A 26,718-nucleotide genomic window follows, 5' to 3' on the forward strand; every position below is an offset into this window, starting at 1 on the left:
TTTAATATTTCTGGTTATAACCAGCGTTGGGTAGAGTACGCCTCACTTCTTCGTCACCCACGCTGGAACCGCCTGCCATGACCGGCCCCCAGGCACACCCGAGCCCACTCCTCACTTTCCCCCAGGGTGAAAAAGACCCCCTGTCGATCCGCGCCAAGGCCCTGGTCTTCTCCGACCCGCGCTCACGCCAGTTGCTGGACTACCTCGAGCGGGTCGGCCCCAGCGACGTACCGGTGCTGATCAACGGCGAAACCGGCACCGGCAAGGAGCTGGTGGCGCGGCATATCCATGCGCTGAGCGGCCGCCGTGGCGCCTTCGTCGCGGTGAACTGCGGGGCCATCAGCGAAACCCTTGCCGAGAGCGAGTTCTTCGGCCATGAGGCCGGCGCCTTCTCCGGTGCCACGGGACGGCGCGTTGGTTGGTTCGAGGAGGCCGATGGCGGCACCTTGTTCCTCGACGAGATCGGCGACCTGCCGCTGCCCCTGCAGGTCAAGCTGCTGCGCGTGCTGCAGGAGCAGGAGGTAGTGCGGGTCGGCTCGCGCAAACCGGTGAAGATCGACATCCGTTTGGTCACCGCCACCAACGTCGACCTGGAGCAGGCGGTGGAGGCGGGAAACTTTCGCCTCGACCTGTTCTACCGGATCAACGTCGCCCAGGTCGCGGTGTTGCCGCTGCGCGAGCGGCCGTTGGACATCCTGCCGCTGGTCGAGCACTTTCGCCGGGTGTACAGCGCCAAGCTGAAGATCGCCGAGCCGATGCTGTCGGAGTCGGCGGCCCAGGCGCTGCTCGACTACCCGTGGCCGGGCAATATCCGCGAATTGGAGAACGTCGTGCACCTGGCCCTGCTGGTGGCGGGCGACAAGCCGGTGCGCCCCGAGCACCTGAAGTTCTCCGCCGGGATCGGCGTGCCGCGCGGCAGCGCCGTGGCGCTGACCCGCTTGCCCCAGGAGGTGCTTCGCGAGCAGTTGCTGCGGCTGTTCGACGTGCCGGGGGAGTCCTTGCTGCATGACATCGAAGACTTGATCGTGCGCGAGGCGTTTGCCCATTGCGGGTTCAACCAGTTGCGCACGGCGGCGTTGCTGGGCATCACACGCAATGCCATGCGCACCTTGCTGGTCAACCATGGGTTGCTCAAGGGGCGAACCCAGGGTTGACCGCGCTGGCCTTTTCGCGGGGAAGCCCGCGAAAAGGTCTCCTCGGTTTCATAGCCTGCGCAACATCGGCACCAGCTCCGCCCCCAGGTGAATGGCCTCTTCCAGGTGCGGAAAACCGGAGAGGATGAAGCAGTCCACCCCCAGTTGGTGATACTCCTCGATCCGTTGCGCCACCTGCTGGTAGCTGCCCACCAGCGCTGTTCCTGCGCCACCGCGCACCAGGCCGACCCCTGCCCACAGGTTGGCCGACACCTCCAGTTCCCGCGCCCGTCGCCCACGCCCCTTGACCAGCCCGGTCTGGCGCGACTGGCCGACCGACTCGTATGCGGCCAGTTGCGATTGCGCGCGGTCGATGGCGTCCTTGGGGATCTCGTCGAGCAGCCGCTCCACATGCGACCAGGCGGCGTCATCGGTCGCTGCGGCGAAGATGTGCAGGCGCAGGCCGAAGCGCAGCGCGCGGCCCTTGGCGGCGGCCAGCGCGCGCATGCGCTGGATGCGTTCGGCGATCATCGCCGGGGGCTCGCACCACATCAGGTAGGTCTGCGCGTGCGCGGCACCGACCTGCTCGGCGGCGTCCGAGGCGCCACCGAAATAGATCGCCGGTGCTGGCGCCTGTGGCGCGATCGGGCCACCGCCACCGCTGCGGTAGTAGCGACCATGGTGCGGTTGGCCGCGCCCGCGCCACACCGCCTGGAACACCTCGAGGAACTCCGCGGTGCGCGCATAGCGCTCGTCGTGTTCGAGGAAGTCGCCCAACGAACGCTGCTCGAAACGGCTGGAACCGCTGACCACATGCAGGTCCAGGCGTCCGTCGCTGAGCAACTGCAAGGTGGCGGCGCGGTGGGCGCTGTAGGCCGGCAGCTCCAGCCCCGGCCGCAGGGTCAGCAGGAAGCGCAGGCGGCGCACCTCCTGGGCCAGCACGGCGGTGATCAGCCAAGGGTCTTCGAAACCGCTGGCGGTGGGCACCATGATGCCGTCGAACGCCGCCAGCTCGGCGGCGCGCACGATCTGGCGCAGGTAGTCGAGGGTCGGCGCGCGCTCGCCTTGCTGGAACAGCCCAACCTTGGGCAGGCCGCTGCTGGTCAGGTGATGGCCATCGCCGTTGGTGGGCAGGAACCAGTCGATCTCGATCGGCATGTCAGTGGCGCTCCTTGCGCAGGGGGCCCAACAGCGGCAGGACCTGTTCGGCGAAGCGCAGCACTTCGCCGACCGCCGGCTGGCCGTGGATGACCACATGGTCGATGCCCAGCCCGTGCAGTTCTTGCAGGCGAGTGGCGAGCTGCGTGGCCGTGCCGACCAGGTACAGCGGTTGGCCGGGCTGCAGTTGCAGCAGGTTGGGGTGCACTTCGAAGCGGCGCAGCGGGTGGCTGTCGCGTTGCAGGCGGGGCAGTGCGTCGTGGCTGGCCGGCGCGTTGGCCGGGGCGTCGCCCAGTTGCCGCTCGGCAGCCTCCCAGGCCTGCGCCTCGGTGTCGCCCAGGGCCAGGCCGAAAGCGCAGGCAAAGGTCGGCGCGGGGCCTGCATCGCGCACGCGCTGCATCGCCTCACGCAACCACGGCGGGGGCGCTGGGCGCAGCAGGCAGGCCTGGGCGTGGCTGGCGATCAGCAGCGGGCTTTGACTGTCGTCGAGGATGATCGGTGGGGCGGGCAGGGCGCGGCGGCCGAAGCCGGCGTTTTCCAGTTGGAAGTAGCGACCGCTGTAGGTGAACCCCTCGTCTGTGGGGCCCAGCAGGCGCCCGAGGATTTCCAGGTATTCGCCAATGCGTTCGCTGCGCTGGTCGCGGTTGAGCCAATCGCCGAAGGCGTGGCGCAGGCTGCTCTGCTCGCTGTCGGGCAGGTGCAGGCGCACGCGCTGGGCACTGATCGATTGCAGGCTCTGCACGGTGCTGGCCAGCGCGGCGGGGAGCATCACTTCCGGCGGCACGCTGACCGTCAGGTGCACGCGACGGGTGTGCGCGCACAGTGCCGCGGCCACCCCGAGGCTGTCGGCGCACTGCGCGCCGCCAGGCACCCACAGGCCGTCGAGCCCCGCGTATTCGACCGCCTGGGCCAGCTGTATCCACTGCCCTGGCCGGGCCGCCCAGGCGGGCGCGGCGGCAGGGCCGCAGAGTGGCAATTGCCAGCTGAACTCAAGCGCCATGCGGGGGCTCCGTGGGGGAGGGAAGGGCGGTCGGCTCCATCATCCCACTCTCGCTTGCGGCTGAGTAGCGCGCGCGTGCGCCGGGCGCCAGCCCAACCCCGGGGCGATGGTTTCGGCGATGACCCGCAGGCGCTGCAACACCTGGGCCTGGGTCGAGCTTTCGGCCTGCGTCACGACGATCAGGTAATCGGCATAGCCCAGCAGGGCAGGGTCGTGGCGCAGGCTGTGCAGCACCTCGTCGGGGTGGCCGTGGTGCACGTTCATCAGGCGCAGGTGCGCCTGCAGGTCGACGGCTTGGTCGATCAACCCTTCGCGTTGCAGGCGCGGGATGTGCCGCTCGATGTCCACCGCCAGCTCGGCCTGGGCGCTGGTCCGGTCCTGGGCGGGGAACACGGCGCGCACCACACCGATGCGCGGGGCTTGCTGCGGGTCGCGCCAGGCTTGCAGGTAGGCGTCGGCCAGGGGTTTTTGCACGGTCAGCGGGTCGTGGGTGGCGGTGCCCAGCAGCAGGCCGTTGCCGTGGCGGGCGGCGTAGGCGGCGCCTTCGACGCTGCCGTGGGAATGCCAGAGGCGCTGGCGCAGGCCTGGGGCCGGGGGCTGCAAGGTCAGCCCAGCGCTCAGGGGGGCGCCTTCGAGCAATTGTTGCAGGCGTTGCTGGTGCTGCTCGAACTGCGTTTGACGGTGCTGGGGGGCACGTCCAAAGGCACTGAAGTTGTCCAGGTTGGCGCCGCCGCTGCCCAGGCCCAGTTGCACCCGACCGCCGCTGAGGCTGTCGAGCACACTGGCGTCTTCGGCCAGGCGGATCGGGTCTTCGAAGGGCAGCACGATGACGCCGGTGCCCAGTTCGATATGCCGGGTGCGCTCGGCCACGGCGGCCAGTAGCACCAAGGGCGAGGGCAATTGGCCGAAGCCGCCGCTCAGGTGGTGCTGGGCGATCCAGCCGCCGTCGAAGCCCAAGGCTTCGGCGACCTCGAACTGCTCCAGCAGGTCACGGTAGGCCTGGCGCGGGTCGGTGCCGAAGGCGTGGCTGAGAAAGCCCAGTTTGAAAGGTTTGCTCATGCTCGGTGAGGTTCCGTTCTGGGGCGCCAGCCGAGGGCCGGGGCGATGTGTTCGCGGAGGGTTTCCAGGGCGCGGATGGCTTCGCGCAAGGGGGTGCTGGTGGTTTGCACTTGCACCACCAGGTGGTCGTGCGGACCCAGTTGGGGGCCGGCCCGCAGGCCGTCGATGATCTGCGCGGGCGAGCCGTGCAGCACGCCGAGGCGCTGGAGCACGCTGGGGAAGTCGCTGCCCAGCGATTCGTCGAGCACGCCGATGCCTTGCTGGCGGCGCACGTAGGCCTGGATATCCTGGCGCAGGTAGCGGTCGTCGCCGCCAGCGGGAAACACCCCTTGCACCCGTACCACCCGCGCCGGGGTTGGGTGGGTGTCGCTCCAGGTCTGGCGGTAGCGCTGCACCAGTTGCACAGCCGCTTCGGCAGGCAGCAGCGGGTTGGGCGCCATGATCAGGCCATTGCCGCGCGTGGCGACCTGTTCGACCCGCGAGGTGGCTTCCCACAGCCGCTGGTCGAGCCCGGTGGCCGCAGGCAGCAGGCGCCGCCCCTGGTCGTCCAGCGGCGCACCGGCCAGCGCCGTGTGCAGGTGTTGCAAGTGCGTCTCGTAGTGGGCGTGGCGTTGACCGTGCTCGGCCCCGAAGGCACTGAACGTATCCGGGTCGAAACCGGCGCCCAGGCCCAGTTGCAGGCGGCCATCGGCGAGCAGGTCGAGTACGCCGGCGTCTTCGGCCAGGCGCAGGGGCGGCTCCTGGGGCAGGACGATGATCCCGGTGCCCAGGCCGATGCGCCGGGTGCGTTGGGCGATGGCCGCGAGCAGCACCAGCGGCGAGGGCAGGCGCCCGTGCTCGCTGGCGAAGTGGTGCTGGGCCACCCAGCCGGTGTCGAAGCCCAACTCCTCGGCGACGCGAAACAGCGCCAGGGTGTCGCGGTACACCTGGGCATCGAAACGTGGCTGGTAGACCCGGGTGAGAAAGCCCAGGGAGAATCGCTCATTCATGGTGTGCCTCCTTGCGCGCGTGCCGCCAGGGCTTGCAGGTCAGGGTTCGGGCGAGTGGATTGGAGCAGGCCGTTGAACGGGCTGAGGGTCATGTAGCCCTTGGCCAGCCACACGGCTTCGTCGTCCTGTTCGTCGGCACGCGGTGGCGGGCTGCGGCGAAAGCCGATGCCGGGCTTGCCGGCCAGCGCGGGGTCGAGGCCGGCGAGGTCGTCGGTGTACAGCGCCTCGAAGCCGACGTAGCGGCCGATGCGGGTCAGGCGTGCGCCTTGGATGTCACCGGCGGGCAGGTTGACGTTGAGCCCCAGGCCCTGCGGTAGCAGCCTGGCGCCAGGGTGGCGGTGTTGCTCCAGCGCCTGCACCAGGCGCAGCACCCGCTGCGCCGTGCGCTGCGCGTCCTGGTCCTTGAGGTCGGTGCTCACCGCCAGTGCCGGCACGCCCGCGCGCAGGGCGGCGCTGGCGGCGTTGAACGTCCCCGAGGCGAGGTTGATGGCGCCCAGGTTGTTGCCGGGGTTGGGGCCGACGATCACCAGGTCCGGGTCGGGCATCACCTTGTTCAACCCCATCAACACGGCCATCACAGGGGTCGCGCTGATCTCGATGCTCACCGTCTGCCCGGCGCAGGCGGGGCTTTGGCACACGCCGGTCTCGTGGGTGGCGAGGTAGTAGCTGTCGGGGTAGGCCGGGTCGCTGTCGCGGCCGATGCTGACTTCCCGGCCATAGAAAAACGCGCCGCCGCGCGCGCTCTGCTCGCTCTGCGGGGCGGCGATGCGCACCTGGTGCCCAGCGGCCTTGAGGGTGGTGTAGAGCACGCGGATGTTGGGGTGCGTGTAGCCGTCGTCATTGCTCAAGAGGATGTTCAGGGCGAACGCCGGTGCGCAGGCGAGGGCGCTGCTGGCCAGCAGCAGGCAGGCCAGCGCCCTCATGGCCGTGCCTGCGTGAAGCGGTTGGCCGGGCGTGGCAGGCCCAGGTGCTCGCGCAGGGTGTGGCCGCTGTACTCATGGCGGAACAGCCCGCGTTGCTGCAGCAAGGGGACCACGTGGTCGACGAAGGTGTCGATGGCGCCGGGGTAGTATGGGAAGAACACGTTGAAGCCGTCGCAGGCCCGGGCCTGGAACCACTGCTCGAAGGTCTCGGCGATGTCTTCGGCCGTACCGATCACCGGGTTGCCGCCGGCCAGGCGCAGGTACAACTGGCGGATGCTCAGGTTGTCGCGGCGGGCCAGTTGCAGCACTTGGTCGCGGCGGCTGCCACGCTGGCCCGCCGGGGTGTCGGGCAGTGGGCCGTCGAGGTCGTGGCCGGAAAGGTCGATGTCCTCGCCCAGGGTGTCGGCCAGCAGGCGCAGGCCCAGCACCGGGTCGATCAGCGCCTGGAACTGCTCGAACAGGGCCTGGGCCTGCTCGCGGGTGTGGCCGATGAATGGGGTAATGCCTGGGAGAATCTTGATGTGCTCCGGGTCGCGCCCCAGCGCGGCGGCACGGCCCTTGATGTCCTGGTAGAACGCCTGGGCACTGGGCAGGTCATGCTGTGAGGCGAAGATCACCTCGGCGACCCGCGCCGCCAGCGCCCGTCCCGGTTCGGAGGCGCCGGCCTGCACCAGCACCGGGTGGCCCTGGGGTGGGCGCGCCACGTTCAGCGGGCCGCGCACCGTGAAGTGCGGGCCATGGTGGTCGAGGGTGTGCAGCTTGCCGGGGTCGAAGTACTGGCCGCTGGCTTTGTCGCGCACGAAGGCATCGTCGTCCCAGCTGTCCCACAGGCCCTTGACCACATCGTGGAATTCCTCGGCGCGCTGGTAGCGGTCGGCGTGGTCGATGTGCTGCGCGCGGCCGAAGTTCCAGGCTTCGTCGGCCACCACCGAGGTCACCAGATTCCAGGCCGCGCGGCCCTTGGACAGGTGGTCGAGGGAGGCGAACTTGCGGGCGATATGGTATGGCTCGTTGTAGCTGGTGGTGGCGGTGGCGATCAGGCCGATGCGCTCGGTGACCGCCGCCAGCGCGGCCATCAGGGTCAGGGGTTCGAAGTGCTCGGCACGGGCGGTGAGGCTCAGGGCATCGAGGTGGTGCCCCCAGAGGGCGACCACGTCGGCGACGAACAGGGCGTCGAACTTGCCGCGTTCGGCGCTCTGCGCGATGGCCTTGAAATGATCGAAATCGAGGCTGGCGTCCGCCTGGGCCAGCGGATGGCGCCAGGCGGCGACGTGGTGGCCACTGTTGGCCAGGAAGGCCCCCAGCTTGAGTTGGTCGGTGCGACGGGTCATGGACGGCCTCGCATGGGCTGGGCCGCCCCGCCAGTGGTTGGCGGGGCGGTGGGCGGGTCAGAAGGAGTAGGTCAGGCCGGTGTACCAGTAGCCGCCGGTGGTGCCGTACGGCGAGAAGTTGCCGTAGGGGAAGGCGCCGGAGGCGCTCGGCAGGTGGGTGCGCTCGGGGTAGACGTTGAACAGGTTGTTGGCCCCTGCCGTCAGGGTCAGGGCCGAGGTGACGTGGTAGTCCAGGTTCAGGTCGGTGATCCAGGTCGGCGAGAAGGTGCGGTCGAAGGCCTCCACCGTGCCGTACTGGGTGTACTCGCCGTAGCGGGTGAGGTTCAGCGCGACCTCGAACTTGTCGATGCTCCAGGTGGCGCCGAGCAGCAGCTTGGACTCCGGCAGGCCGTGCTTGAGGTTGCCCTGGCGCTGGCGGTCATAGCCACCGGTGGGGCCGAGGGCCTGCTGGGCCACGGGCGAGGCATGGATGTCGTCGATCTCGGTGGTGTTCCAGTTGAAGCCCAGGGTGTAGCGCACGCTGCCGTAGGCGCCCAGGGCCTGGCGGTAGTCGCCGACCAGGTCGACGCCACGGGTGGTGGTGTCCAGGGCGTTGGTGAAGTAGGTCACCGACTGGTTGGTCGGCAGCCCGGCGGCGGCGAGGATCGCGGCGATCTGCGGGGTGCCGCCGAGGTATCCGGTCTGGGCGATGCGGTCCTTGATCTTTATCTGGTAGGCATCGAGGGTGATGCTGGTGGCGTCGGTCGGTTGCAGGGTCAGACCCAGGCCGAAGTTGGTGGACTTTTCCGGCTTGAGGGTGCTTGCACCGAGGGCCTTGGCCACCGTCGAGTCCACGGCCACGTTGCGGTAGTCGAAGAGGTTGCCGTTGACGTTGGTCTGCGAGGTCGCGCTGTAGATCTGCTGGGCCAGCGACGGTGCGCGGAAACCGGTGCTGAAGCTGCCGCGCACGGCGAGGATCGGCGTGAGCTGGTAGCGGGTGGCGAGCTTGCCGTTGGTGGTGGTGCCGGAGCCGTCGTTGTAGTGCTCGTAGCGCCCGGCGAGGTCCACGTGCCAGTTGTCGGTGAGGTCCTGGCCGATCTCGCCGTAGCCGGCCAGGCTGGTGCGGCCTTTCTCGGCGGCGTCGGCGGGCGTGGTGCCGGCCCCGGAGATGGTGCCCGGCGGGATCGGGCTGCCGCTGGCGCCGGTGGTGAAGGGGCCGCTGGCATAGGACGCGTAGTCGCCCTTGCCGATCTTGTAGTTCTCGTAGCGCTGCTCCAGGCCCCAGGAAATCTGCGTGGGCTTGGCCAGGCCGAGGTCGAAGGCGCGGGTCAGGTCGAGGTTGTTGGTCCACTGGCTGAAGGTCTTCACGCCGGTGTCCACCGAGGTCGGCGAGTCGGGGCCGTAGCTGAGGTTGTAGGTGTGGCGCAGGGTCGCCTCGGCGTGGTCCTGGCCGTAGGTGCTGGACAGGTCGTAGTCCCAGCCGCCCACCGTGCCCTTGCCGCCGAAGGCCACCTGGAAGTCGTTCTCGATGAAGCGCAAGGTGTCTTCGATGCCCTCGGGGAACGGCGTGGCGATGCCGTCGAAGCTCGGCGGTTGGTGGAAGGCCAGCGGCTTCTCGGAATTGCGCCGGGTGTAGGTGGAGAACGAGTACAGGGTCAGCGCGTCGCTGACCGGCAACTCGGCGTTGTAGCCCAGGCTGAAGTTGCGCGCCTCGGGCAGGCCAGTGCCGTAGTAGGTGTGCTGCAGGCTGGTGTTGCCGGCGCTGTCGGTGTAGGGGGCGCTGTCCGACCGGTCGGAAACCTTCTGGTGCTTGACGTCCAGGCCCAGGTGGATGAACCCGTCGTTGGGCAGGGCCAGGCCAACGTTGCCGCTCTGGCGCCAGGTCTCGCCATCGCCGTTCTCGTAGTTCTGCCCGTAGCTGGTGGCCAGGCTGCCGCCGTGGTCGGTCTGCTTGAGGACGATGTTCACCACCCCGCCGATGGCGTCCGAGCCGTACTGCGCGGAGGCGCCGTCGCGCAGCACTTCGACGTGGTCGACCAAGGCGGTGGGGATCATGTCCAGGTCGACCGGCTGGGAGCCGGAGTTCAAGTAGGTGCCGTTGTTCAGCAGCGCGCTGTTGTGCCGGCGCTTGCCGTTGACCAAGACCAGCACCTGGTCGCCGTTCAAACCACGCAGGCTGATTGGGCGCACCACCGAGGTGGAGCCGAAGCCGGAGGAGGCGGGCTGGTTCAGCGAGGGCAGCACGCGGCTCAGGGCGCGGGTCAGGTCTGGCTGCCCGGTGGCCAGCAATTGCTTGGAGGAGATCACGTCGACGGGGGCCGGACTTTCGGCCAGGGTGCGGGCCTGGCCACGGTTGCCGACCACCACCACGGTGTCCAGCGGGTTGTCGCTCTTGGCCTCGGCAGCCAGCAGCGGGCTGCCGGCGCTGGCCGCCTCGCACAGGGCGAGGAACAGCAGGCTGTGGGCGAAGGCCTTGCGCGGTCGGCGCAGGTCGGTGAGAGGGGAAGAGATCATGATTCGAAACGCTCCAGTAGGGTCCCCGGTTCGCGCCCTGCTGGGTGGCCAACCTTGTCGGGTTAAGTAGTGAGTACGCGGCTTGTTAGGTTTCAAGCTCTGGTGCGGCTGCCTGGAGCAAGGGCTGTGCCATCTGTGAAAGTCTTTTGAAAACAGCGTGTTGCAAGTTTGTTGCGGGCCCGGCTGGTGTTTTTGAAGCAGCGTCCATCCAGCCTGCTGGTTTTTCCGCAGCCGGGCTGGGGCCGCGATCGCGTCGGGATGGGCGACAACGTTGCCGGGGCGGACGCGATCGCGGGCACGCCTGCGCCCAGAAGGTTCGACGCGTATCGATTGGCACAGGGCTTGCTCTACCCGGGGCACACCTTCGCGCGACAATCAGGACGCTTTTTCATGCCTCACCCCGGACCCCGCAACCTGCTCACCGACATCCCTGGGCTTTTGGTCGGTCATGCCACCGATGAACGTGTCGCCACCGGTGTCACGGTGATCCGCACCGAGCAACCGTGGACCGCCAGCGTCGACATCCGTGGCGGCGGCCCCGGCGGGCGAGAGTCGGCGGCATTGGAGCCGCAGAACATGGTCGGCCAATTGCACGCCTTGGTGTTCGCCGGCGGCTCGGTGTTCGGCCTGGGCGCGGCGGACGCGGTGGCGGCGGCGCTCTCCGCCGAAGGCGTTGGGTTGCACCTGAAAGCCGGAGCGCCGGCCATCCCTATCGTTCCTGCCGCCGTACTGCACGACCTGGCCAATGAGGGCGACAAGCGCTGGGGCCTGGCGCCGCCATATCGGCACCTGGGCTTCGAGGCGCTGGCCAACTGCGCCGGCGAGTTCGCCCTGGGCGCGGTGGGTGCCGGGCGCGGGGCCATGGCCGGAGTGCTGCAAGGTGGGCTGGGCTCGGCGTCGCTGGACCTCGGTGACGGCCTGGTGGTGGCCGCGCTGGTGGTGGCCAACCCGATCGGCTCGGTGTACATGCCCGATGGCCACACCTTCTGGGCCTGGCCTTGGGAGATCGGCGGCGAGGCGGGCGGCGCACGCCCTCAGGGCGAGCAGGATTGCAGCGATCCGATGCCGGCGTTGTCGCGGCTGGATTCGATGGGGCGTCTGCAGGCCGGGGCCAACACCACGCTGGTGGTGGTGGCGAGCAACGCGCGAATGAGCACCGCCGAGTGCAAGCGGGTGGCGATCATGGGCCAGGACGGTATTGCCATGGCGGTGCGCCCGGCGCACCTGCCGTTCGATGGCGACACGGTGTTCGCCCTGGCCGGCGGCGCGGTGGAGCTCAGTGAGGGCGCGCGGCGGCAGGTGGACATCGGGCGGATCGGCGCGGCGGCGGCCAGTTGCGTGGCCCGGGCGATTGCCCGTGGGGTGTTCGAGGCGCGGCGAGGGCGGTGAGGTGTGTGCAAGGCAATGATGGGAGGGGCCTGGGCCGGCCCAGGCGCCTTCAGCCCAGGATCTTGGCCACGCGCTCGCCGGCCTGGCGCGCTAGCGTCGGCAACCCCAGCGCCGCATACACCCGTTGCAAATGGCGATTGGTCGGCACGTCCCACGGGTCATAACGGCGCCGCAACTCCAGCACCTGCTGCGCGCCCACCCAATCGCCAGCGCGCAGGCGCGCATCCAGTTCGATCTGCGCGAACAGGTCGCGCTGCGCATGGCTGCCGCCGATCTCGTTCAGCCGCGGCATCGCCCCGCCGAACAATACGAGCGCACGCTCATGCTCGCCCCGTGCATGGTGCAGCAACGCCTCGGCCAGCGGCACGGTCACCTCGGCCCAGGTCGCCCGGCTGAACGTCGGTGCCTGGTGAGCTCGCTCACGCAATGCTGCGAGCAGCCGTTCGGCCTGCGGTGCGTCGGCGCGGGCCAGGCCGTACAGGTACTGCAGGCTGAGGAGTGGCTGCACCGTGTCGCCCTGGCGTTGGCGCAGGTACGGCAGCAGCGCTTGCCAGCGTGCGCCGACATCGACCCCGGCCAGCTCCAGCCGCGCCAGCAGCGACACCGCACCCACCTGGTCCTGGGAATATTCCGGCAGGATGCCCCACACATGCCGGTCGTAGATCGCCAGCACCTGCGCGTGGTCGCCGCGCCCCAGTTGGAACAGCGCCAGGTGCCACCAGTTGTGGGTGTACATGAACGAGTTGAGCCCATCCCAGTGGTGCGTCACACCCTCCAGGAACGCGATGCCTTCCTCGATGCGCCCCTGGGTCAGCATCACATGGGCCAGGGCGTGTTGTGCCCACGGCTCGTTCGCCTGCAACGCCAGGGCCTGGCGGGCGCTGGCCTCGGCCTCTTCCAGCAGGTGGCATTGCTCGTAGGCGAACGCCAGCATGGCGTGGGCCGGGGCGATGTCGGGCGCGGCCTCGACGGCCTTCAGGCCGATGCGCAGCAGCGCGGGCCAGTTGCCACGGTTGAACTCCACGTACTGGTTGAGCTTGGCGGCGAACAGGTCGCGTGGGTACTGCGCGAGCAAGGTCTCGCTGGCGCTCAGCACCTGGTCCAGGTCATCGTCGATCCAGGCTTGCAGCAGCGCCAGGTACAGCGTCGCGCGCGGGTGTGGCTGAGGCACCTGGGCGGCGCGCAGGCGGTAGCGCTCAGCCAGCCCAGGGCCCTCGGGCGACTCGCTGAACATCATCAGGATGCCCGCCAGGGCGTTGCTCAGCGCCGAGCCGGGGTGGCGGTCGGCGCTGGCCAGGATCGCCTCGGCGCGGGGGTGGTAGCCGAGAAAGCCCGAGACGAAATCGTCCAGGGCCTGGCGGGCGTCGAGGGTGTCGGTGTCGAGGGGGTTGCCCAGGTAGTCCAGTGACATGCGGTCGGTTCCGATGGTTCGTCGATCAAGCATGCAGGGCAAAGGTTGTGCCAGGCGCGTAGCGCGCGGATGGCGGGGAGTGGGGCAGTGCCGCTGTTGCTTTTTCCGCAGACGGGGGCGTGGGGTGTGGATTTTTCACCAGTGGGCGGAGGCCACGTTGCGGCCCCTCGCGGCGCAAGGGCGCTCCCACAGCGCCTGTCCCCCAGCGTACAAGCGTGGCCGTGCGTGGTCCCTGTGGGAGCGGCCTTGCGCCGCGAGGGGCGCAACGCGCCCCGTGGCATACGCCTTGCTATCCCCTCTGCATTCGTTGCCAAGGAGTTCCCATGCCCACCGCCAACCCACCCCGCCCGGGGACATTGCGCCACGCCCTCAAACGGCTGGGCCTGCTGGCCAGCGCCGCGCTGCTCGCCGCCGGCGCCCACGCCGCCCCGCGCGACGGCGGCGTGCTGAACCTGGTCGCCCAGCCCGAGCCGCCGTCGCTGATGCACGGGGTGGTCACCCACGTCTCCACCCAGTACGTCAGCGGCAAGATCCTCCAGGGCCTGCTGACCTTCGACACCACGCTCAAGCCGCAACCGGTGCTGGCGCGCGCCTGGAGTGTCTCGCCCGATGGCCTGGCCTACACCTTCGAGCTGCAACCCGATGTGCGCTGGCACGACGGCCAGCCGTTCAGCGCCGAGGACGTGCAGTTCAGCTTCCAGACCTTCTACCCCGAGGTCGACAAGCGCGTCGGCAGCGTGTTCAGCGAGTACGTGGCGTCGATCGACACCCCCACGCCGCTGCAAGTGACCTTCCACCTGAAGAAACCGTTCGCGCCGTTCCTCTCCCTGCTCGGCAGCGGCCTGCGCCCGGTGGTGCCCAAGCACCTCTACGCCGGCACCGACTTTCGCGCCAACCCCTACAACCTCAAGCCCGTCGGCACCGGCCCGTTCGTCTTCCAGGAATGGAAACGCGGCGCCTACATCAAGCTGGTGAAGAACCCGGACTACTGGAAAAAGGGCCTGCCGCACCTGGACGCCATCGTCTTCCACGTGATCCCCGACGCTGCCTCGCGCGCCGCGGCCTTCGAGCGCGGCGACGTGCAGGTGCTGCGCAGCGGCGACGCCGACTACGCCGACCTCAAGCGCCTCGGCGCGCTGCCTGGCGTGCAGGCCTCGGAGCAGGGCTGGGAGCTGTACTCGGGCCTGGCCTTCCTGCAGTTCAACACGCGCAAGCCGCCGCTGGACAACCCCAAGGTGCGCCAGGCGATCCTTTATGCGCTGAACCGTCCGTTCATCGTTGACAACATCTTCTTCGGCGCCGGCAAGGTCGCGCCCGGGCCATTCGCCTCCAGCTCGCCCTACCACGACCCGCAGTTGCCGCAGTATGGCTACGACCTGGCCAAGGCCAAGGCGCTGATCGCCGAGGCCGGGGTCGACCTCAGCACGCTGCGCCTGCGTCTGCGCAACGGCGAGAAGGGCGGGGCCTGGGAGCGCCTGGCCGAATACACCCGCCAGGCCCTGCAACCCCTGGGCATCAAGGTGCAGGTGGTGACCTCGGACGCGGCCACCTGGTTCCAGCGCGTCAGCGACTGGGACTTCGACATGACCTACAACTTCATCTTCCAGATCGGCGACCCGTACCTGGTCAACGCCTACCTGTACCGCTCCGACTACATCCTCAAGACCTCGCCGTTCGCCAACGTCGGTGGCTACAGCAACCCCGAGGTCGACCGTTTGTGGGACCAGGTCGCCGACACGGCCGAGGGCCCGCAGCGCACGCAGTTGTACAGCCAGTTGGAGCAGCGCCTGAACGATGACCTGCCGGTGGCGCCAATCTTCGAGATGCGCTACCCGACGCTGTTCCACGGCCAAGTGCAGAACCTGCTGCAGACCGCCACCAGCCTCAACGAAGACTACGAGCGCGTCTACCTCGACGCCCCGGCGCCATGAGCACGCTGCGGTTCCTCGTCGCGCGCCTGGGCCGGGCGTTGCTGATGATCGTCGGCGTGCTGGTGCTGAGCTTCCTGCTGGTGCGCCTGGCGCCCGGCGACCCGGCGCTGCTGATGGCCGGCGAGGCCGGGGTAGACGATGCCCAGTACATCGCCAGCCTGCGCCACGACATGGGCCTGGACCAGCCCCTGGCGCGCCAGCTGTGGCTGTACCTGGGCCAGGTCGCGCACCTGGACCTGGGCTACTCCTACCGCAACCAGGCCCCGGTGTGGGACCTGCTCGCCGAGCGCCTGCCGGCGACCCTGGGCCTGATGGGTACGGCCTTCGTGCTGTCGTCGCTGCTGGGCGTGGCCTTGGGCGTGCTCGCCGCACTCAGCCGCGAACGCCGGGGATGGCTCGACGGCCTGATCAGCCACGGCGCGCTGCTGCTCTATGCCACGCCGCCGTTCTGGCTGGCGTTGCTGCTGATCGTGCTGTTCTCGGTGACCCTCGACTGGCTGCCAGCGTTCGGCATGCAGACGGTCGCCGCCGACCTGCACGGCGGCGCTTGGCTGGCCGACCGGGCTCGCCACCTGGTTTTGCCATGCCTGTCGCTGAGCTTCCTGTTCCTGGCCCTGTACGTGCACCTGACCCGCGCCGCGACCCTCGAGGTACTGCGCCAGGAGCACGTGTACACCGCCCGCGCCAAGGGCCTGCGCCCTGGGCGCATCCTGTTCGCCCACGTGTTGCGCAATGCGCTGCTGCCGGTGGTGACCTTCGCTGGCCTGCAACTGGGCCAACTGGCCAGTGGCGCGTTGCTGGTGGAGGTGGTGTACGCCTGGCCGGGCATCGGCCGGTTGATGTACGAGGCCCTGGCCCAGCGCGACTACAGCGTGTTGCTGGGCGGCTTCTTGCTGATCTCGATACTGGTGGTCGGCTTCAACCTGTTGACCGACCTGGCTTGCCGCGCCCTCGATCCACGGATCGGCGCCGCGGAGCCGACACGATGAGGAGTCACACCGTGTGGCAACGTTTTATCGAGCAACGCCTGGCCGTGCTCGGCGCGGCATTCCTGCTGCTGCTCGGCGCCCTGGCGCTGGCGGCGCCGTGGCTCAGCCCGGCCTCGCCGTGGGAAATGAACGCCACGCCCATGCTGGCGCCCTTGCATGAGGCGGCGCACTGGCTGGGCAGCGACCTGTTGGGCCGCGACCTGGCCAGTGGGCTGCTGTACGGCGCGCGGGTGTCGCTGGCGGTGGGCCTGCTGGCCAGCCTGGCGACCCTGCTGGTGGGGCTGCTGGTCGGTGCCGTGGCCGGCTATTTCGGCGGCTGGGCCGATGCCGTGCTGATGCGCGTGGCCGAGTTCTTCCAAGTCATTCCGCAACTGGTGCTGGCGGTGATCCTGGTGGCGGTGCTGGAGCCGTCGCTGGGCACCATCGTCCTGGCCATCGCCCTGGTGGCCTGGCCCGGCGTGGCGCGCCTGGTGCGCAGCGAGTTCCTCAGCCTGCGCCAGCGCGAGTTCGTGCAGGCGGCGCGGGTGCTGGGGCAGTCGCCGTTGGCGATCGTCTGCCGGCAGATCCTGCCCAACGCCCTCGCGCCGCTGCTGGTGACCCTGAGTTTCGTGATGGCCACGGCGATCCTCACCGAGGCGGCGCTGGCTTTTCTCGGCCTCGGCGACCCGGAGGCGATGAGCTGGGGCTACATGATCAATGCCTCGCGCAACGTGCTGCGCGAGGCGTGGTGGATGAGCCTGCTGCCGGGGTTGGCGATCCTGTTCAGTGTGCTGGCAGTGAACCGCGTCGGTGAGGGCCTGCGGGTGGCCCTGGAGCCGGTGCGCCGGCAAGGAGAACAACCATGAGCGAGGCCCTGCTCGATATCCAGCACCTGAGCATCGCGCTGCCGGCGGGCGGTGAGCGCCACCATGCGCTGCACGACCTGTCGTTGCAGGTGCGTGCCGGTGAGTGCCTGTGCGTGGTCGGCGAGTCCGGCTCGGGCAAGTCGATGCTGGCCAAGGCCCTGCTGCGCCTGTTGCCGCACCCTTTGCGGGTGAGCGACGGGCAGGTGCGCTGGCGCGGTCGGGACCTTGCCACATTCGATGAAAGCGCCCTGCGCGCCTTGCGCGGGCATGACATCAGCATGGTCTTCCAAGAGCCGATGAGCGCGCTCAACCCGCTGCTCAGCGTTGGTCGACAGATCGACGAAACCCTTGCAGCCCATGGTGTGGCGAACGCTGCCCAGCGCCGTGCGCGCGTGCTCGAACTCTTGGGCTACGTCGGCCTGCCCGACCCCGAACGCCTGCGTCATGCCTACCCGTTCGAGCTGTCCGGTGGCCAGCGCCAGCGCGTGGTGATCGCCATGGCCCTGGCGTTCGCCCCGGCGCTGTTGATCGCCGACGAGCCGACCTCGGCGCTGGACGTCAGCACCCAACGGCAGATCCTCGACCTGCTGCGGCGCATCCAGCGTGAGCAGGGCATGGCGATGCTGTTCATTACCCACGACTTCGCCGTGGTCGAGGCCATCGCCGACCGTGTGCTGGTGCTGGAAAAGGGCCAGGTGGTGGAGCAGGGCACCGCGGCCCAGGTGCTGGGTGAGCCGCGTGCGGCCTATACCCGGCGGCTGCTCGACGCGGTCAGCGCCAGGCCGGCGCAGCCGCGCCCGGTGTTGCAGGGTGGCGCGCCGGTGTTGCAGGCGCGGCAGTTGGAAAAACACTTCAGCCGGCGCATCGGCTGGTGGGGGCGGCGCACCACCCGCGCGCTGGCCGGTGTCGACCTGCACCTGGGCGAAGGCGAGACCCTGGGCATCGTTGGCGAATCCGGCTCGGGCAAGTCGACCCTGGGCCGCTGCCTGGTGCGCCTGCTGCGCAGCGACGCTGGCAGCGTGCACTGGCACGAGCACGACGTCACGCAACTGGCCGAGTCGCGCCTGCGCCCGTTGCGAGGTGGTGTGCAGATGATCTTCCAGGACCCGTTCGCCTCGCTCAACCCGCGCCAAACCATCGTCACGCAGTTGATGGCCGGCCCGTTGGCCCAGGGTCGCAGCGCGCGGCAGGCGGCGGACAAAGCGCGCGAGGCGCTGGCGCTGGTCGGCCTGCCGGAGAGCGCCCTGCAGCGCTACCCCCACGAGTTTTCCGGTGGCCAGCGCCAACGTATCGGCATCGCCCGCGCCCTGGCGGTGGAGCCGAAGGTGCTGATCGCCGACGAATGCGTGTCGGCCCTCGATGCGTTGATCCAGGTGCAGGTGCTCGAGCTGCTCGAAAGCCTGCAGCGGCGCTTGAAACTGAGTATCGTGTTCATCACCCATGACCTGCGCGTGGCCGCGCGGTTGTGCGACCGCATCGCGGTGATGCAGGCGGGGCAAGTGGTGGAGCAGGGCGCCACGGCGACGCTGCTGGCCCGACCGCGCCACGCCTACACGCGCACCTTGCTGCAAGGCTTCGACATTCAGGCGCGTACGCTGGAGGTCACGCCATGAGCGTGCCCCGGCGTGGATGCCAAGCCAACAACCCTAGCCCGCGCCTGCGCTTCGCTGGAGGCTGTCGGCGGCCCGATTCATTCGTTCATCAGGAGGCCCTGGGTGCCAATGGCTGATAGCAAGCGTTTCTCCGACCTGCCGCAGGTACGCGGCGAGCGGCTCGAGGTGCGCCCTGGGCGGCACCTGAGCGTGGCCTTCCAGCCGGGTGACCAGCGGGCCGACACCGTGGTGTTCCTCGGCCACGGCAGTGGCGGCAACAAGGACCAATGGCGTGAACTGTGGCGCCGCCTTGGCGAGCAGGGCTACAGCCGCGTGGCCTGGGACCTGCTCGGCCACGGCGACAGCGACAAGCCCCACGGCACCGAGCACTACGCCTGGACGGCGCTGGTGGCTGATCAGCTGGCGTTGCTGGAGCGCTACGCCGGGCCACGCAACCTGGTGGTGGCCCATTCCTATGGCACGGGCCTGACCATGAGCACGCTGCTGGAGCAGCCCCGGCGTTTGCCGCAGGTGCGCATCGATGGCGCCTTGCTGCTGGGCAGCCTGTTGCACCGGCCGCAGCGGGGTGGCGGGTTATTGAAGTTGCCGGCCTGGGTGCTGCAGATCATACGGCCGCTGCTGGCCCGCGATTTTCGCGACCGCGCCTGGCACCCGGTGGCGGACCGGGCGCTGGTGGCCTACGAGGAAGGGGTCGCCCGGCGCAATCGTCTGGATGTGTTCAAGTCGCTGATGAACAACGCGGGCTGGCCTGAAGCGCAGGCGCTGGCCGGGTTGACCTTGCCGATCGAGGTGGTGTCGGGGGACCGCGATGGCTTGACCCCGGCCACGGCGGGGGAGGCATTGGCGCGGCAGCTGCCGGGTGGGGCGTTCGAGGTGCTCGGGCAGTGTGGGCACCAGTTGATGCTGGAGCGGCCAGGGGAGGTGTGGCGGGCGTTCGAGCGGTTGGTGGGGCGGGTGGGGTGATGCAGCGTCCGTGCCGGCCTTATCGCGGGGCAAGCTCGCTCGGAGAGAGGGGTGAGTGGTAAATAAAAATCGAATAACCATAAAATTTAATATTCCTTTTTGCGCTTAATCCTTTCAGGCACAGTGCGATCCTCCCCCGCGCCCCCAGGTTGGACATGGACTTCAGACCATCCCCCACCCAGCAGCTCCTCGGCCAGTTGTTCGCCCAGAACTACGCCTGGCTCTGCGCTCGCCTGCGCAGCCGCCTGCACTGCCCGCACAGCGCCGAGGACATCGCCGCCGAAGCCTTCGTGCGCATCCTCGGCTTGCCGCAGCCGGAAACCATCCGCGAACCCCGCGCGCTGCTTACCACCATCGCCCAGCGCCTGTTGCAGGAAAGCTGGCGTCGCCGCGACCTCGAACGCGCCTACGTGCGTTGGATGAGCGAGCTGCCCGCGCCTTCGCAGCCCTCGCCCGAGGAGCTGCACCTTGTGGTCGACAGCCTGCTGCACCTGGACCGTGTGCTCGACCGCCTGCCAGGGCAGGGCAAGGCGGCGTTCATCCACAGCCAACTGGGCGGCCTGACCTACGCCGCGATCGCCGAGCGCCTGGGCATTTCGGTCAGCCGCGTGCAGCAGTACATGACCGAGGCGTTCCGCCTGTGTTACCTGGCGTTGGACGCATGAGCGAGCAGGCGCTGGTGGAGGCGGCGGCGCAGTGGATGGCGCGGTTGCATTCGGGGCAGGTCAGCGAGGCCGAGGCCAAGGCGTTCCAGCAGTGGCACGACAGCCATCCACGGCATGCCCAGGTGTTCCAGCGCATGAGCCACGGCCTGGGGCAAGCCAAACGCCCGGGGTTGCAGGGGTTGTCCGATACCCAGGTGATCGATGCGTTGCGCGCGCCGCACAGCCGGCGCGCATTCCTCAAAGGCAGCCTCGGGGCGTTGGCCGCCGTCGGCATCGTCGGGGTGGGGTTGAAGGTGATCGATGCTCAGGTTTGGGCACCGGGCGACCTGCTGACCCTCACCGGGCAGCGGCGGACGTTCGAACTGGAGGGCGGCAACCGCCTGACCCTCAATGCGCAGACCCGGGTGAGCCCGGGGCGGCAGGCGTTGTACTTGCACCAGGGCGCGGTGCAACTGGAGTGTGTCGGCGCGCCGGTGGTCCTGGCGACGTCGCAGGCCCAGGTCGAAACCGGGCAGGGCGGGCGTCTGCTGCTGGAGCGGCGGGGCGAGGGCGAGGCCAGGCTCACGGTGCTGGCCAGCCAGGCCCGGTTGCGCGGCGAAGCGGGTGATGGGGTGCTGGTCAAGGCTGGGCAGCAGGCGTGGATAAAACCGCCCCAGGCGCCAAGCGTGGGGCGCGCCGACCCGGCGGCCACGGCCTGGCTCAGCGGCCTGTTGCAGGCCCATGAGCGACCGCTGGGGGAGGTGCTGGAGGCGCTGCGGGCTTATCACCACGGGGTGCTCAGGGTGTCGCCAGCGGCGGCGCGGTTACGGGTCAGCGGCGTGTTCACGCTGGATGACAGCGCGCGGGCGTTGCGCCTGATTGCCGCGACGTTGCCGGTCAGGGTGGTCAGTTACGGTGGGGTGTGGGTGAGCATCGAGGCAGTGTGAATCCATGCCGGCCTCAAGGCTGTCGCCCACCAGGTAATAAGCTCAGCACCAATCGATCCAAGGCTTTTCTGCAGTTTTCCCGCGCTGGTTGCTCATTAACGCAAACCCCATCGCGGAACGTCCCCACATGATCCCTAGCACCTTCCGATACACCTGCCTGGCCCTTGCCATCGCCTGCTCAGCGGCCCAGGCCGCCGAACCCCAGCTCGACTACGCCATCCCCGCCGGCGACCTGGCCCAGACCCTGCTGGAAATCTCCCGCCACAGCGGCGTGCCGATCGCCTTCGACCCGCAGCGTGTCAGTGGCCAGCGCGCCCCGGCCCTGCAAGGCCGCTACAGCAGCGACCAGGCGCTGGAGCAGGTGCTGCGCGGCAGCGGCCTGGACTACCGGCACGACGCCGACGGCGTGGTGATCGCCGCGCAACCCGCACACGCCGTGGCCGTGCCCAAGGCCACCCCCAGTCCCCAGGACGTGCGCCTCGAACAGGTGATCGTCACCGGCACGCGCGCCCAGGAGCGCACCGCCAGTGCCTCGCTGTCGCCCATCGACATCATCTCCGCCGACAGCCTCAACGCGACCGGCTCCGAGGAGCTGGGCGCGGTGCTGGCGCGCTTGATCCCGTCGATCAGCTTCCCGCGCCCGAGCCTGGTGGACGGCGCCGAGCTGGCCCGCCCGGCGCAGTTGCGTGGGCTGTCACCCGACCAGGTGCTGGTGCTGGTCAACGGCAAGCGCCGCCACAGCGGGGCCTTCGTCAACCTCGGCGGTGCCGCCGGGCGCGGCTCGGCGCCGGTGGACCTGAACGCTATCCCGATCTCGGCCATCGACCATATCGAGGTGCTGCGCGACGGCGCCTCGGCGCGCTACGGCTCCGACGCCATCGCCGGGGTGATCAACGTGATCCTCAAGCACGACGCCAGCGGCGGCTCGCTGAGCACCCGCTACGGTCAGTACAACAAGGGCGATGGCATCCAGCGTCTAGCCTCGGCCAACACCGGCCTGGCCATCGGCAGCAGCGGCTGGCTCAACCTCTCGGCCGAGGCCAGCGACAACGACTACACCAACCGCGCAGGCGACGACTTGCGCCCCGGCAGCGTCGGCTCCACCACCTACGGCCAGCAAGTGTTCCGCCAGGGCGAGCCGGCCAACGACAACCTCAAGCTGTTCCTCAACAGCCAGCTCGACCTGAGCGAGCAGGCCCAGCTCTATGCCTTCGGTGGTTACCGCAAGACCCACGGCCAGACCGCTGCCTTCTACCGCGCCAGCAACAACTCAGGCAACGTCCCGTCGATCTACCCCAACGGCTACCTGCCGTTGATCAACGGCACCCTGGAGGATTCCTCGCTCACCACTGGGCTGCGCGGCGAGTTGGCGGGCGACTGGCGCTACGACCTTTCCGCCAGCTATGGCCGCAACGACTATGGCTTGTCCACCCGCACCCTCAACCGCGCCTTGTTCGACGACACCGGCAGCACCCCGCTGAGCTTCGACAACGGCCGCCTGACCAGCGAACAGAAGCAACTGGCCTTCGACCTGGCCCGCGACTTCGACCTGGGCTGGCTGCCGTACCCGCTGTCGGTGGCGGTGGGGGCCGAGTACCTGCACCAAGGCTACGAGGTCAACGCGGGCGAACCGGGCTCGTACTACAAGAGCGGCAGCCAAGGCTACGCGGGTTTTCGCGAGGCCGACGCCGGCCAGTGGAGCCGGCATAACTGGGCGCAGTACATCGACCTGGAGACCAACCTGACCGACCAGTTCGGTGTGTCTGCCGCCGCCCGCCACGAGGACTACAGCGACTTCGGTTCCAACGTCAGCGGCGCGCTCTCGGCACGCTACGACTTCACCCCGGCGGTGGCCCTGCGCGGCAGTATCTCCAGTGGCTTCCGTGCGCCGTCGCTGGCCCAGCAGCACTTCGCCTCGACCTCTTCGCAACTGGTCGACGGGGTGATCCAGGAGGCCGGTATCTTCCCGGTCGATGCGCCGGTCTCGCGCCTGCTCGGTGCCGAGGACCTCAAGCCGGAGAAGTCGCGCAACTACAGCCTGGGCCTGGTGCTGCGCCCGAGCGATGACTGGCAGATCAGCGCCGACGTCTACCGCATCGACATCCGCGACCGCATCACCCTGTCGTCCAACCTGCGCCTGAACCGCACCGCCATCGACTACCTGCGCGGCCAGGGCGTGGGCGACATCAACTACACCAGCGCGCGCTACTTCACCAATGGCGCCGACACCCGCACCACCGGCCTCGACCTGGTCGCCAGCTACCACCATCGCTTCGACAACGGCGTGCGCTGGACCAGCACCACCGGCTACAACTACAACCACACCAAGGTCACCGACACCCAGGCGGACCCGGCCATCCTCGCCCAGTTGGGCCTGGCCACCACCTCGCTGCTGGAGCGCCGCGAGCGCCTGGGCCTGCTCGGCGACACCACGCCGGAGCACAAGCTGACCCTGGGCAACGACTTCAACCTGGGCAACTGGACCCTGCGCAGCAACCTGGTGCGCTATGGCAGCTACACCAGCTACCAGAACGACACCAGCTTCCCCGACCAGACCTTCGCCGCGCAGTGGGTGCTGGACCTGGCGCTGGACTACAGCCACGACAACTGGCTGTTCACCGTGGGCAGCGACAACGTCACCAACCAGGTGCCGGCCAAGCTGGACTTCGCCAACAGTTCGGGGGGCAACCTCAAGTACTCGACGTTCTCGCCGTATGGGTACAGCGGGGCGTTCTACTACGCGAAGCTGACGTACGCCTGGTAGGTTTTGCAGGGTCTTTGCCGGCCCCATCGCGGGGCAAGCCCGCTTCTACAAGTACACTGCTGTTCCTGGGAACGCGGGTGAGCCTGTGGGCGCGGGCTTGCCCCGCGACAGGGCTGGAAAATCTCACCCTCATTTAGATCAAATATGCATTTAGGTTATTAGCTTGTAACCAGGCCGCATATCCATGGCGCCCATACTGCCATTCCCTGATCGATACCCTCCGCGATAGCAGCAATTACGCCACCATCGCCCGAAAACCCTCGGCCATCCCCTCATTCCCGCACGCCCCAGCAGCCGCCGACGCTGCTGTTCCGCCATCTTGCCCGCCTGCGGCGCGGGCCTAGAATCGCCCCCATCCGTTCCACACCCTATCGTCGGATTCGAAAGAGGATTTCCCCATGATGAACGCAATGCAGATGCCGATGAACGCCACCCTGCCGATGATGCCCATGATGGGCATGCCGATGATGATGGCCACCATGACCTGCACGATGGTCGAGGACGGCATGCTCTGCACCCTGAAGCCTGCAACCGGCATGGACATGGCGATGTTCCGCAACAACGCCGAAATGATGCAGATGATGATGAACTGCGGCATGCCGGTGATGATGCAGTGCGCCAACCTGTCGATGATGGGCATGTCCCAGGCCGCGATGGCCATGAACATGCAGATGATGGGCATGCCGATGATGATGGGCGGCATGGCCATGCCGATGATGAAGTGCATGATGGAATGCACCCTCATGGCCGATGGCATGGCCTGCAAGATGATGCCGATGGCGGGCATGAGCATGGAGATGATGAATCACTGCTGCATGCTGATGGCGAAGATGATGAACGACTGCAGCATGCCGATGATGATGAGCTGCAATGGCATGCCGATGATGTGCTGCACCTGCTGAACGCAGGTGGTCAGTCGCGGCGTTCCGGGTGGGTGACCACCAGGTAGGCCACCGCCTCGCTGTCTACCGGGTTGCGGTAGCGGTGGGGCTGGTCGGCGTAGAACACGATCGAGTCACCGGTGGCGAGCAGGAAGCGTTCCTCGTTCACACTGATCTCCAGCGCGCCCTGGGCGACCACCAGGTTCTCCTGCACGCCCGGGCCGTGCCCCTCGGAAAACTCCTCCCCCAGCGGGCTGATGCGCAACTCGTAGAATTCGGTCTGGCGCGCCGTGTCGTAGGGGTACAGCGCGCGGCTGACGAAGGCCCCGCTGGCACTCACCAGGCGTTTGCTCGCGCGCGCTGGCATCAGCGTCACGCCCTCGCACTCACGGTGTTCGAGGAACGCCGCCACCGATACCCGAAGGCCCTTGGCGATCTTGCACAGCACCTTGATCGACGGCACGCTGCGGCCAGACTCGATCTGCGCAAGCATCGCCCGGCTGACCCCGCAGACTCGCGCCAGGCCGTCCAGCGACAACAAGCGTTTGCTGCGCAGACGTTGCAGGTTCTGCGCGACACGGTGGCCGATGAGGTCGTCGTCGTTCGTTTCGGCGTGGGCGATGACCTCCAGCGTGGGGTCGCTGGACGTACTCAGGAAGCGGCCGGGGGTGTACATGACGTCACGCCTGGCGGGGCGGTTTGGCTACCTGCGAGGCTTCGCGCCATGGGTGGGCGGCGAACCCTGCCTGTTGCGCGTACAACGCCCACATCAAACGGCCCAGGTGCTGCGCTTGTTTACGTTTGCGGTACAGGGTGAGGTCGGTGACATTGAGAGCGGAGGGCATGGGGGAATCCTTGTCTTGCGCGGTAGGCATGGGGTGAGACTACGGGGAGTTTTTTAGAACAAGAAATAATGAATTTTTATTTGGTAATGCGTTTTTTGCATTAAACAGCCTGAACGCGCCGCCAGCACCGCCATCAGCATCTCAGCCCCAACAGCAAACTCACGCGGGCGAGGAAGAACAGGATGGCGATCGTGGTCAGTGCCCCGGCCACCTGCAAGGCTGCGTAAGCGTCCTTGCCGGCGCCGTGCTCGCCGATCACCAGGGCCGCCGAGGTGGCCAGGGTAACGCCGACGATCAGGTTCACCCCACCGCCAGGGTGATGATCTTCTTCAGCGGCGCCTGGGCGCGAATATGCCCCACGGCGATGCCCAGCGAACGCACCATGCCACCGTGCTGCCAGGAACACCCCGGCACTGGCCAGCACCACCCAGTGCCAGGAGTCTCGCTGTTTTTCAGTGGTACGCAGGCCGTTGCCTGTGTTGGGGGTGAAGAACGAGCGCCGCGCGGGCGGCGCTCGATCTTGATATCACCCTAGGACTCACGACGCGTGTACCGGGGGCGTGGGCACAGCGACGTTCATCACTTGCCCTGTTTCCAGGTGCCAGGCAACGACAGATCGCCCGAGGCCACGTCCCACACGCTGGTCACGCACAGCAGCGGGTTGTGCAGGTCGGCGTTGACCTGCAAGGCGGCGGTCACGCCGTCGTAGTTGAAGTGCTTCGGGAAGCCCACGGCTGCCAGCGGCACGCGGATCCGCGCGGCGTCGTGGTTGACGCTCAGGTCATAGCCGGGCGAGTCGATGTAGATCGGCGCACCCGGCCAGGTGGCCGGCAGCTTGGGCTTGGCACCCTCGGGGATGTCGCGCACCTTCAGGCCCGCCGGGCCGCAACTGGCGTCCTTGGTCAGCACCACCCAGTGCGAATGCCACAGGCCACCGTCGTTGGCCTTGTCGCCGTCGCGGTTTTCATCGAGCTGCGGGGTGTCGTCGAAATCCGGGTGCGAGGTCAGCGCCAGGGCGAGGATGCCCGAGCCGGGCTCGAAGCCGACCGAGCCGCTGTCCAGGCTGGTGGGCCACACGTAGCTGTACACCTCGGCGCCGGCGAAGCTGCCTTTGGCGGTCGGTACGCGGCTGCCGGCCTTGCCATCGACCAACTGTTCGAACACCAGTTGCTCGCCTTCCGTGAAGACGCGGGTGTGGACCAGGTCGAAGGCCGCTTCGACCTTGGCGTTCGGGTCACTGTGGATGCCATCCGGGCCATGGGCCCAGGCGGAGCCGGCGAGCAGCGCGGCGAAGGTGAAGGCGAGGGGGGCGTAGTTCATGATCGGTCTCCTGGGGTTATATTGGTGTCGATTCGATACTTGTGTGTAGGCTACGCCTGGATCGGCCTTTGTCAATATTGTTTTTAGTCG

General features: G+C 68.3%; 22 protein-coding genes and 1 pseudogene. 11 read left to right on the forward strand and 12 right to left on the reverse strand.

What is annotated here, in order from left to right; all coding sequences use genetic code 11:
• Window positions 1-77 precede the first annotated feature (77 nt).
• The gene (locus tag P0Y43_RS00830) at window positions 78-1,154 is read left to right on the forward strand and encodes a sigma-54 interaction domain-containing protein (protein WP_275635396.1); all 1,077 of its coding nucleotides are present in this window, start codon (window positions 78-80) and stop codon (window positions 1,152-1,154) included.
• A gap of 48 nt (window positions 1,155-1,202) precedes the next feature.
• On the opposite strand, the gene P0Y43_RS00835 is transcribed toward P0Y43_RS00830, so the two are convergent.
• Genes P0Y43_RS00835 through P0Y43_RS00865 form a run of 7 tightly spaced genes read right to left on the reverse strand, consistent with a single transcriptional unit; the run spans window position 1,203 to window position 10,086 of the window.
• The gene (locus P0Y43_RS00835; protein WP_275635397.1) at window positions 1,203-2,291 is read right to left on the reverse strand and encodes an LLM class flavin-dependent oxidoreductase; all 1,089 of its coding nucleotides are present in this window, start codon (window positions 2,289-2,291) and stop codon (window positions 1,203-1,205) included.
• 1 nt (window position 2,292) lies between these two features.
• Window positions 2,293-3,291: an LLM class flavin-dependent oxidoreductase gene (locus P0Y43_RS00840; RefSeq protein ID WP_275635398.1), complete on the reverse strand. Its 999-nt coding sequence runs from the start codon at window positions 3,289-3,291 to the stop codon at window positions 2,293-2,295.
• Window positions 3,292-3,330: 39 nt separating this feature from the next.
• Entirely contained in the window at window positions 3,331-4,350 is a 1,020-nt protein-coding gene (locus P0Y43_RS00845; protein WP_275635399.1) for an LLM class flavin-dependent oxidoreductase, read from the reverse strand.
• Window positions 4,347-5,339, reverse strand: coding sequence for an LLM class flavin-dependent oxidoreductase (locus P0Y43_RS00850; protein ID WP_275635400.1), 993 nt, complete (start codon window positions 5,337-5,339; stop codon window positions 4,347-4,349). Before P0Y43_RS00850 ends, P0Y43_RS00845 begins: the two co-directional genes overlap by 4 nt.
• Window positions 5,336-6,262 carry a 5'/3'-nucleotidase SurE gene (locus tag P0Y43_RS00855; RefSeq protein WP_275635401.1) on the reverse strand — a complete coding sequence of 309 codons (927 nt, stop codon included), beginning with the start codon at window positions 6,260-6,262 and terminating at the stop codon, window positions 5,336-5,338. The genes P0Y43_RS00850 and P0Y43_RS00855 overlap by 4 nt, the downstream gene beginning before the upstream one ends.
• Entirely contained in the window at window positions 6,259-7,593 is a 1,335-nt protein-coding gene (locus P0Y43_RS00860; RefSeq protein ID WP_275635402.1) for an LLM class flavin-dependent oxidoreductase, read from the reverse strand. The genes P0Y43_RS00855 and P0Y43_RS00860 overlap by 4 nt, the downstream gene beginning before the upstream one ends.
• A 57-nt stretch (window positions 7,594-7,650) precedes the next feature.
• Entirely contained in the window at window positions 7,651-10,086 is a 2,436-nt protein-coding gene (locus P0Y43_RS00865; RefSeq protein WP_275635403.1) for a TonB-dependent receptor plug domain-containing protein, read from the reverse strand.
• A 390-nt stretch (window positions 10,087-10,476) separates the two neighbouring features.
• Here P0Y43_RS00865 and P0Y43_RS00870 point away from each other — a divergent pair, with 390 nt between their 5' ends.
• Window positions 10,477-11,475, forward strand: a complete 999-nt coding sequence (locus P0Y43_RS00870; protein ID WP_275635404.1) for a P1 family peptidase — start codon at window positions 10,477-10,479, stop codon at window positions 11,473-11,475.
• 49 nt (window positions 11,476-11,524) lie between these two features.
• On the opposite strand, the gene P0Y43_RS00875 is transcribed toward P0Y43_RS00870, so the two are convergent.
• A complete protein-coding gene (locus P0Y43_RS00875; RefSeq protein ID WP_275635405.1) occupies window positions 11,525-12,886 on the reverse strand; it encodes a tetratricopeptide repeat protein in 1,362 nt (453 codons plus the stop codon).
• Between the two features lie 323 nt (window positions 12,887-13,209).
• On the opposite strand from P0Y43_RS00875, the gene P0Y43_RS00880 reads away from it, so the two are divergent.
• The 9 genes from P0Y43_RS00880 to P0Y43_RS00925 all read left to right on the forward strand — a co-directional run bounded on the left by P0Y43_RS00880 (window position 13,210) and on the right by P0Y43_RS00925 (window position 24,484).
• Window positions 13,210-14,817 (forward strand): ABC transporter substrate-binding protein, encoded by a 1,608-nt coding sequence (locus tag P0Y43_RS00880; protein WP_275635406.1) that lies wholly within the window; start codon window positions 13,210-13,212, stop codon window positions 14,815-14,817.
• Window positions 14,814-15,806, forward strand: coding sequence for an ABC transporter permease (locus P0Y43_RS00885; protein ID WP_275635407.1), 993 nt, complete (start codon window positions 14,814-14,816; stop codon window positions 15,804-15,806). The genes P0Y43_RS00880 and P0Y43_RS00885 overlap by 4 nt, the downstream gene beginning before the upstream one ends.
• Before the next feature lie 11 nt (window positions 15,807-15,817).
• Window positions 15,818-16,651: an ABC transporter permease gene (locus P0Y43_RS00890; RefSeq protein ID WP_275635408.1), complete on the forward strand. Its 834-nt coding sequence runs from the start codon at window positions 15,818-15,820 to the stop codon at window positions 16,649-16,651.
• Window positions 16,648-18,264, forward strand: a complete 1,617-nt coding sequence (locus tag P0Y43_RS00895; RefSeq protein WP_275635409.1) for a dipeptide ABC transporter ATP-binding protein — start codon at window positions 16,648-16,650, stop codon at window positions 18,262-18,264. The genes P0Y43_RS00890 and P0Y43_RS00895 overlap by 4 nt, the downstream gene beginning before the upstream one ends.
• Before the next feature lie 108 nt (window positions 18,265-18,372).
• A complete protein-coding gene (locus P0Y43_RS00900; protein WP_275635410.1) occupies window positions 18,373-19,227 on the forward strand; it encodes an alpha/beta fold hydrolase in 855 nt (284 codons plus the stop codon).
• A 155-nt stretch (window positions 19,228-19,382) separates the two neighbouring features.
• The gene (locus tag P0Y43_RS00905; RefSeq protein ID WP_275635411.1) at window positions 19,383-19,892 is read left to right on the forward strand and encodes a sigma-70 family RNA polymerase sigma factor; all 510 of its coding nucleotides are present in this window, start codon (window positions 19,383-19,385) and stop codon (window positions 19,890-19,892) included.
• Window positions 19,889-20,818 (forward strand): DUF4880 domain-containing protein, encoded by a 930-nt coding sequence (locus tag P0Y43_RS00910; protein WP_275635412.1) that lies wholly within the window; start codon window positions 19,889-19,891, stop codon window positions 20,816-20,818. Before P0Y43_RS00905 ends, P0Y43_RS00910 begins: the two co-directional genes overlap by 4 nt.
• A 127-nt stretch (window positions 20,819-20,945) precedes the next feature.
• Window positions 20,946-23,582 (forward strand): TonB-dependent receptor, encoded by a 2,637-nt coding sequence (locus tag P0Y43_RS00920; RefSeq protein ID WP_345774551.1) that lies wholly within the window; start codon window positions 20,946-20,948, stop codon window positions 23,580-23,582.
• A gap of 398 nt (window positions 23,583-23,980) precedes the next feature.
• Window positions 23,981-24,484 carry a hypothetical protein gene (locus P0Y43_RS00925; protein WP_275635413.1) on the forward strand — a complete coding sequence of 168 codons (504 nt, stop codon included), beginning with the start codon at window positions 23,981-23,983 and terminating at the stop codon, window positions 24,482-24,484.
• A 10-nt stretch (window positions 24,485-24,494) separates the two neighbouring features.
• On the opposite strand, the gene P0Y43_RS00930 is transcribed toward P0Y43_RS00925, so the two are convergent.
• The 4 genes and pseudogenes from P0Y43_RS00930 to P0Y43_RS00945 all read right to left on the reverse strand — a co-directional run bounded on the left by P0Y43_RS00930 (window position 24,495) and on the right by P0Y43_RS00945 (window position 26,628).
• Window positions 24,495-25,139 (reverse strand): helix-turn-helix domain-containing protein, encoded by a 645-nt coding sequence (locus P0Y43_RS00930; protein WP_275635414.1) that lies wholly within the window; start codon window positions 25,137-25,139, stop codon window positions 24,495-24,497.
• A gap of 4 nt (window positions 25,140-25,143) precedes the next feature.
• Window positions 25,144-25,308, reverse strand: coding sequence for a hypothetical protein (locus tag P0Y43_RS00935; protein WP_275635415.1), 165 nt, complete (start codon window positions 25,306-25,308; stop codon window positions 25,144-25,146).
• A gap of 148 nt (window positions 25,309-25,456) precedes the next feature.
• Window positions 25,457-25,747 (reverse strand): annotated as a pseudogene (locus P0Y43_RS00940) (MFS transporter); the annotation flags it as partial.
• 140 nt (window positions 25,748-25,887) lie between these two features.
• Entirely contained in the window at window positions 25,888-26,628 is a 741-nt protein-coding gene (locus tag P0Y43_RS00945; RefSeq protein ID WP_275635416.1) for a hypothetical protein, read from the reverse strand.
• Window positions 26,629-26,718 lie beyond the last annotated feature (90 nt).

Source organism: Pseudomonas entomophila (assembly GCF_029193575.1).
GTDB lineage: Bacteria > Pseudomonadota > Gammaproteobacteria > Pseudomonadales > Pseudomonadaceae > Aquipseudomonas > Aquipseudomonas entomophila_G.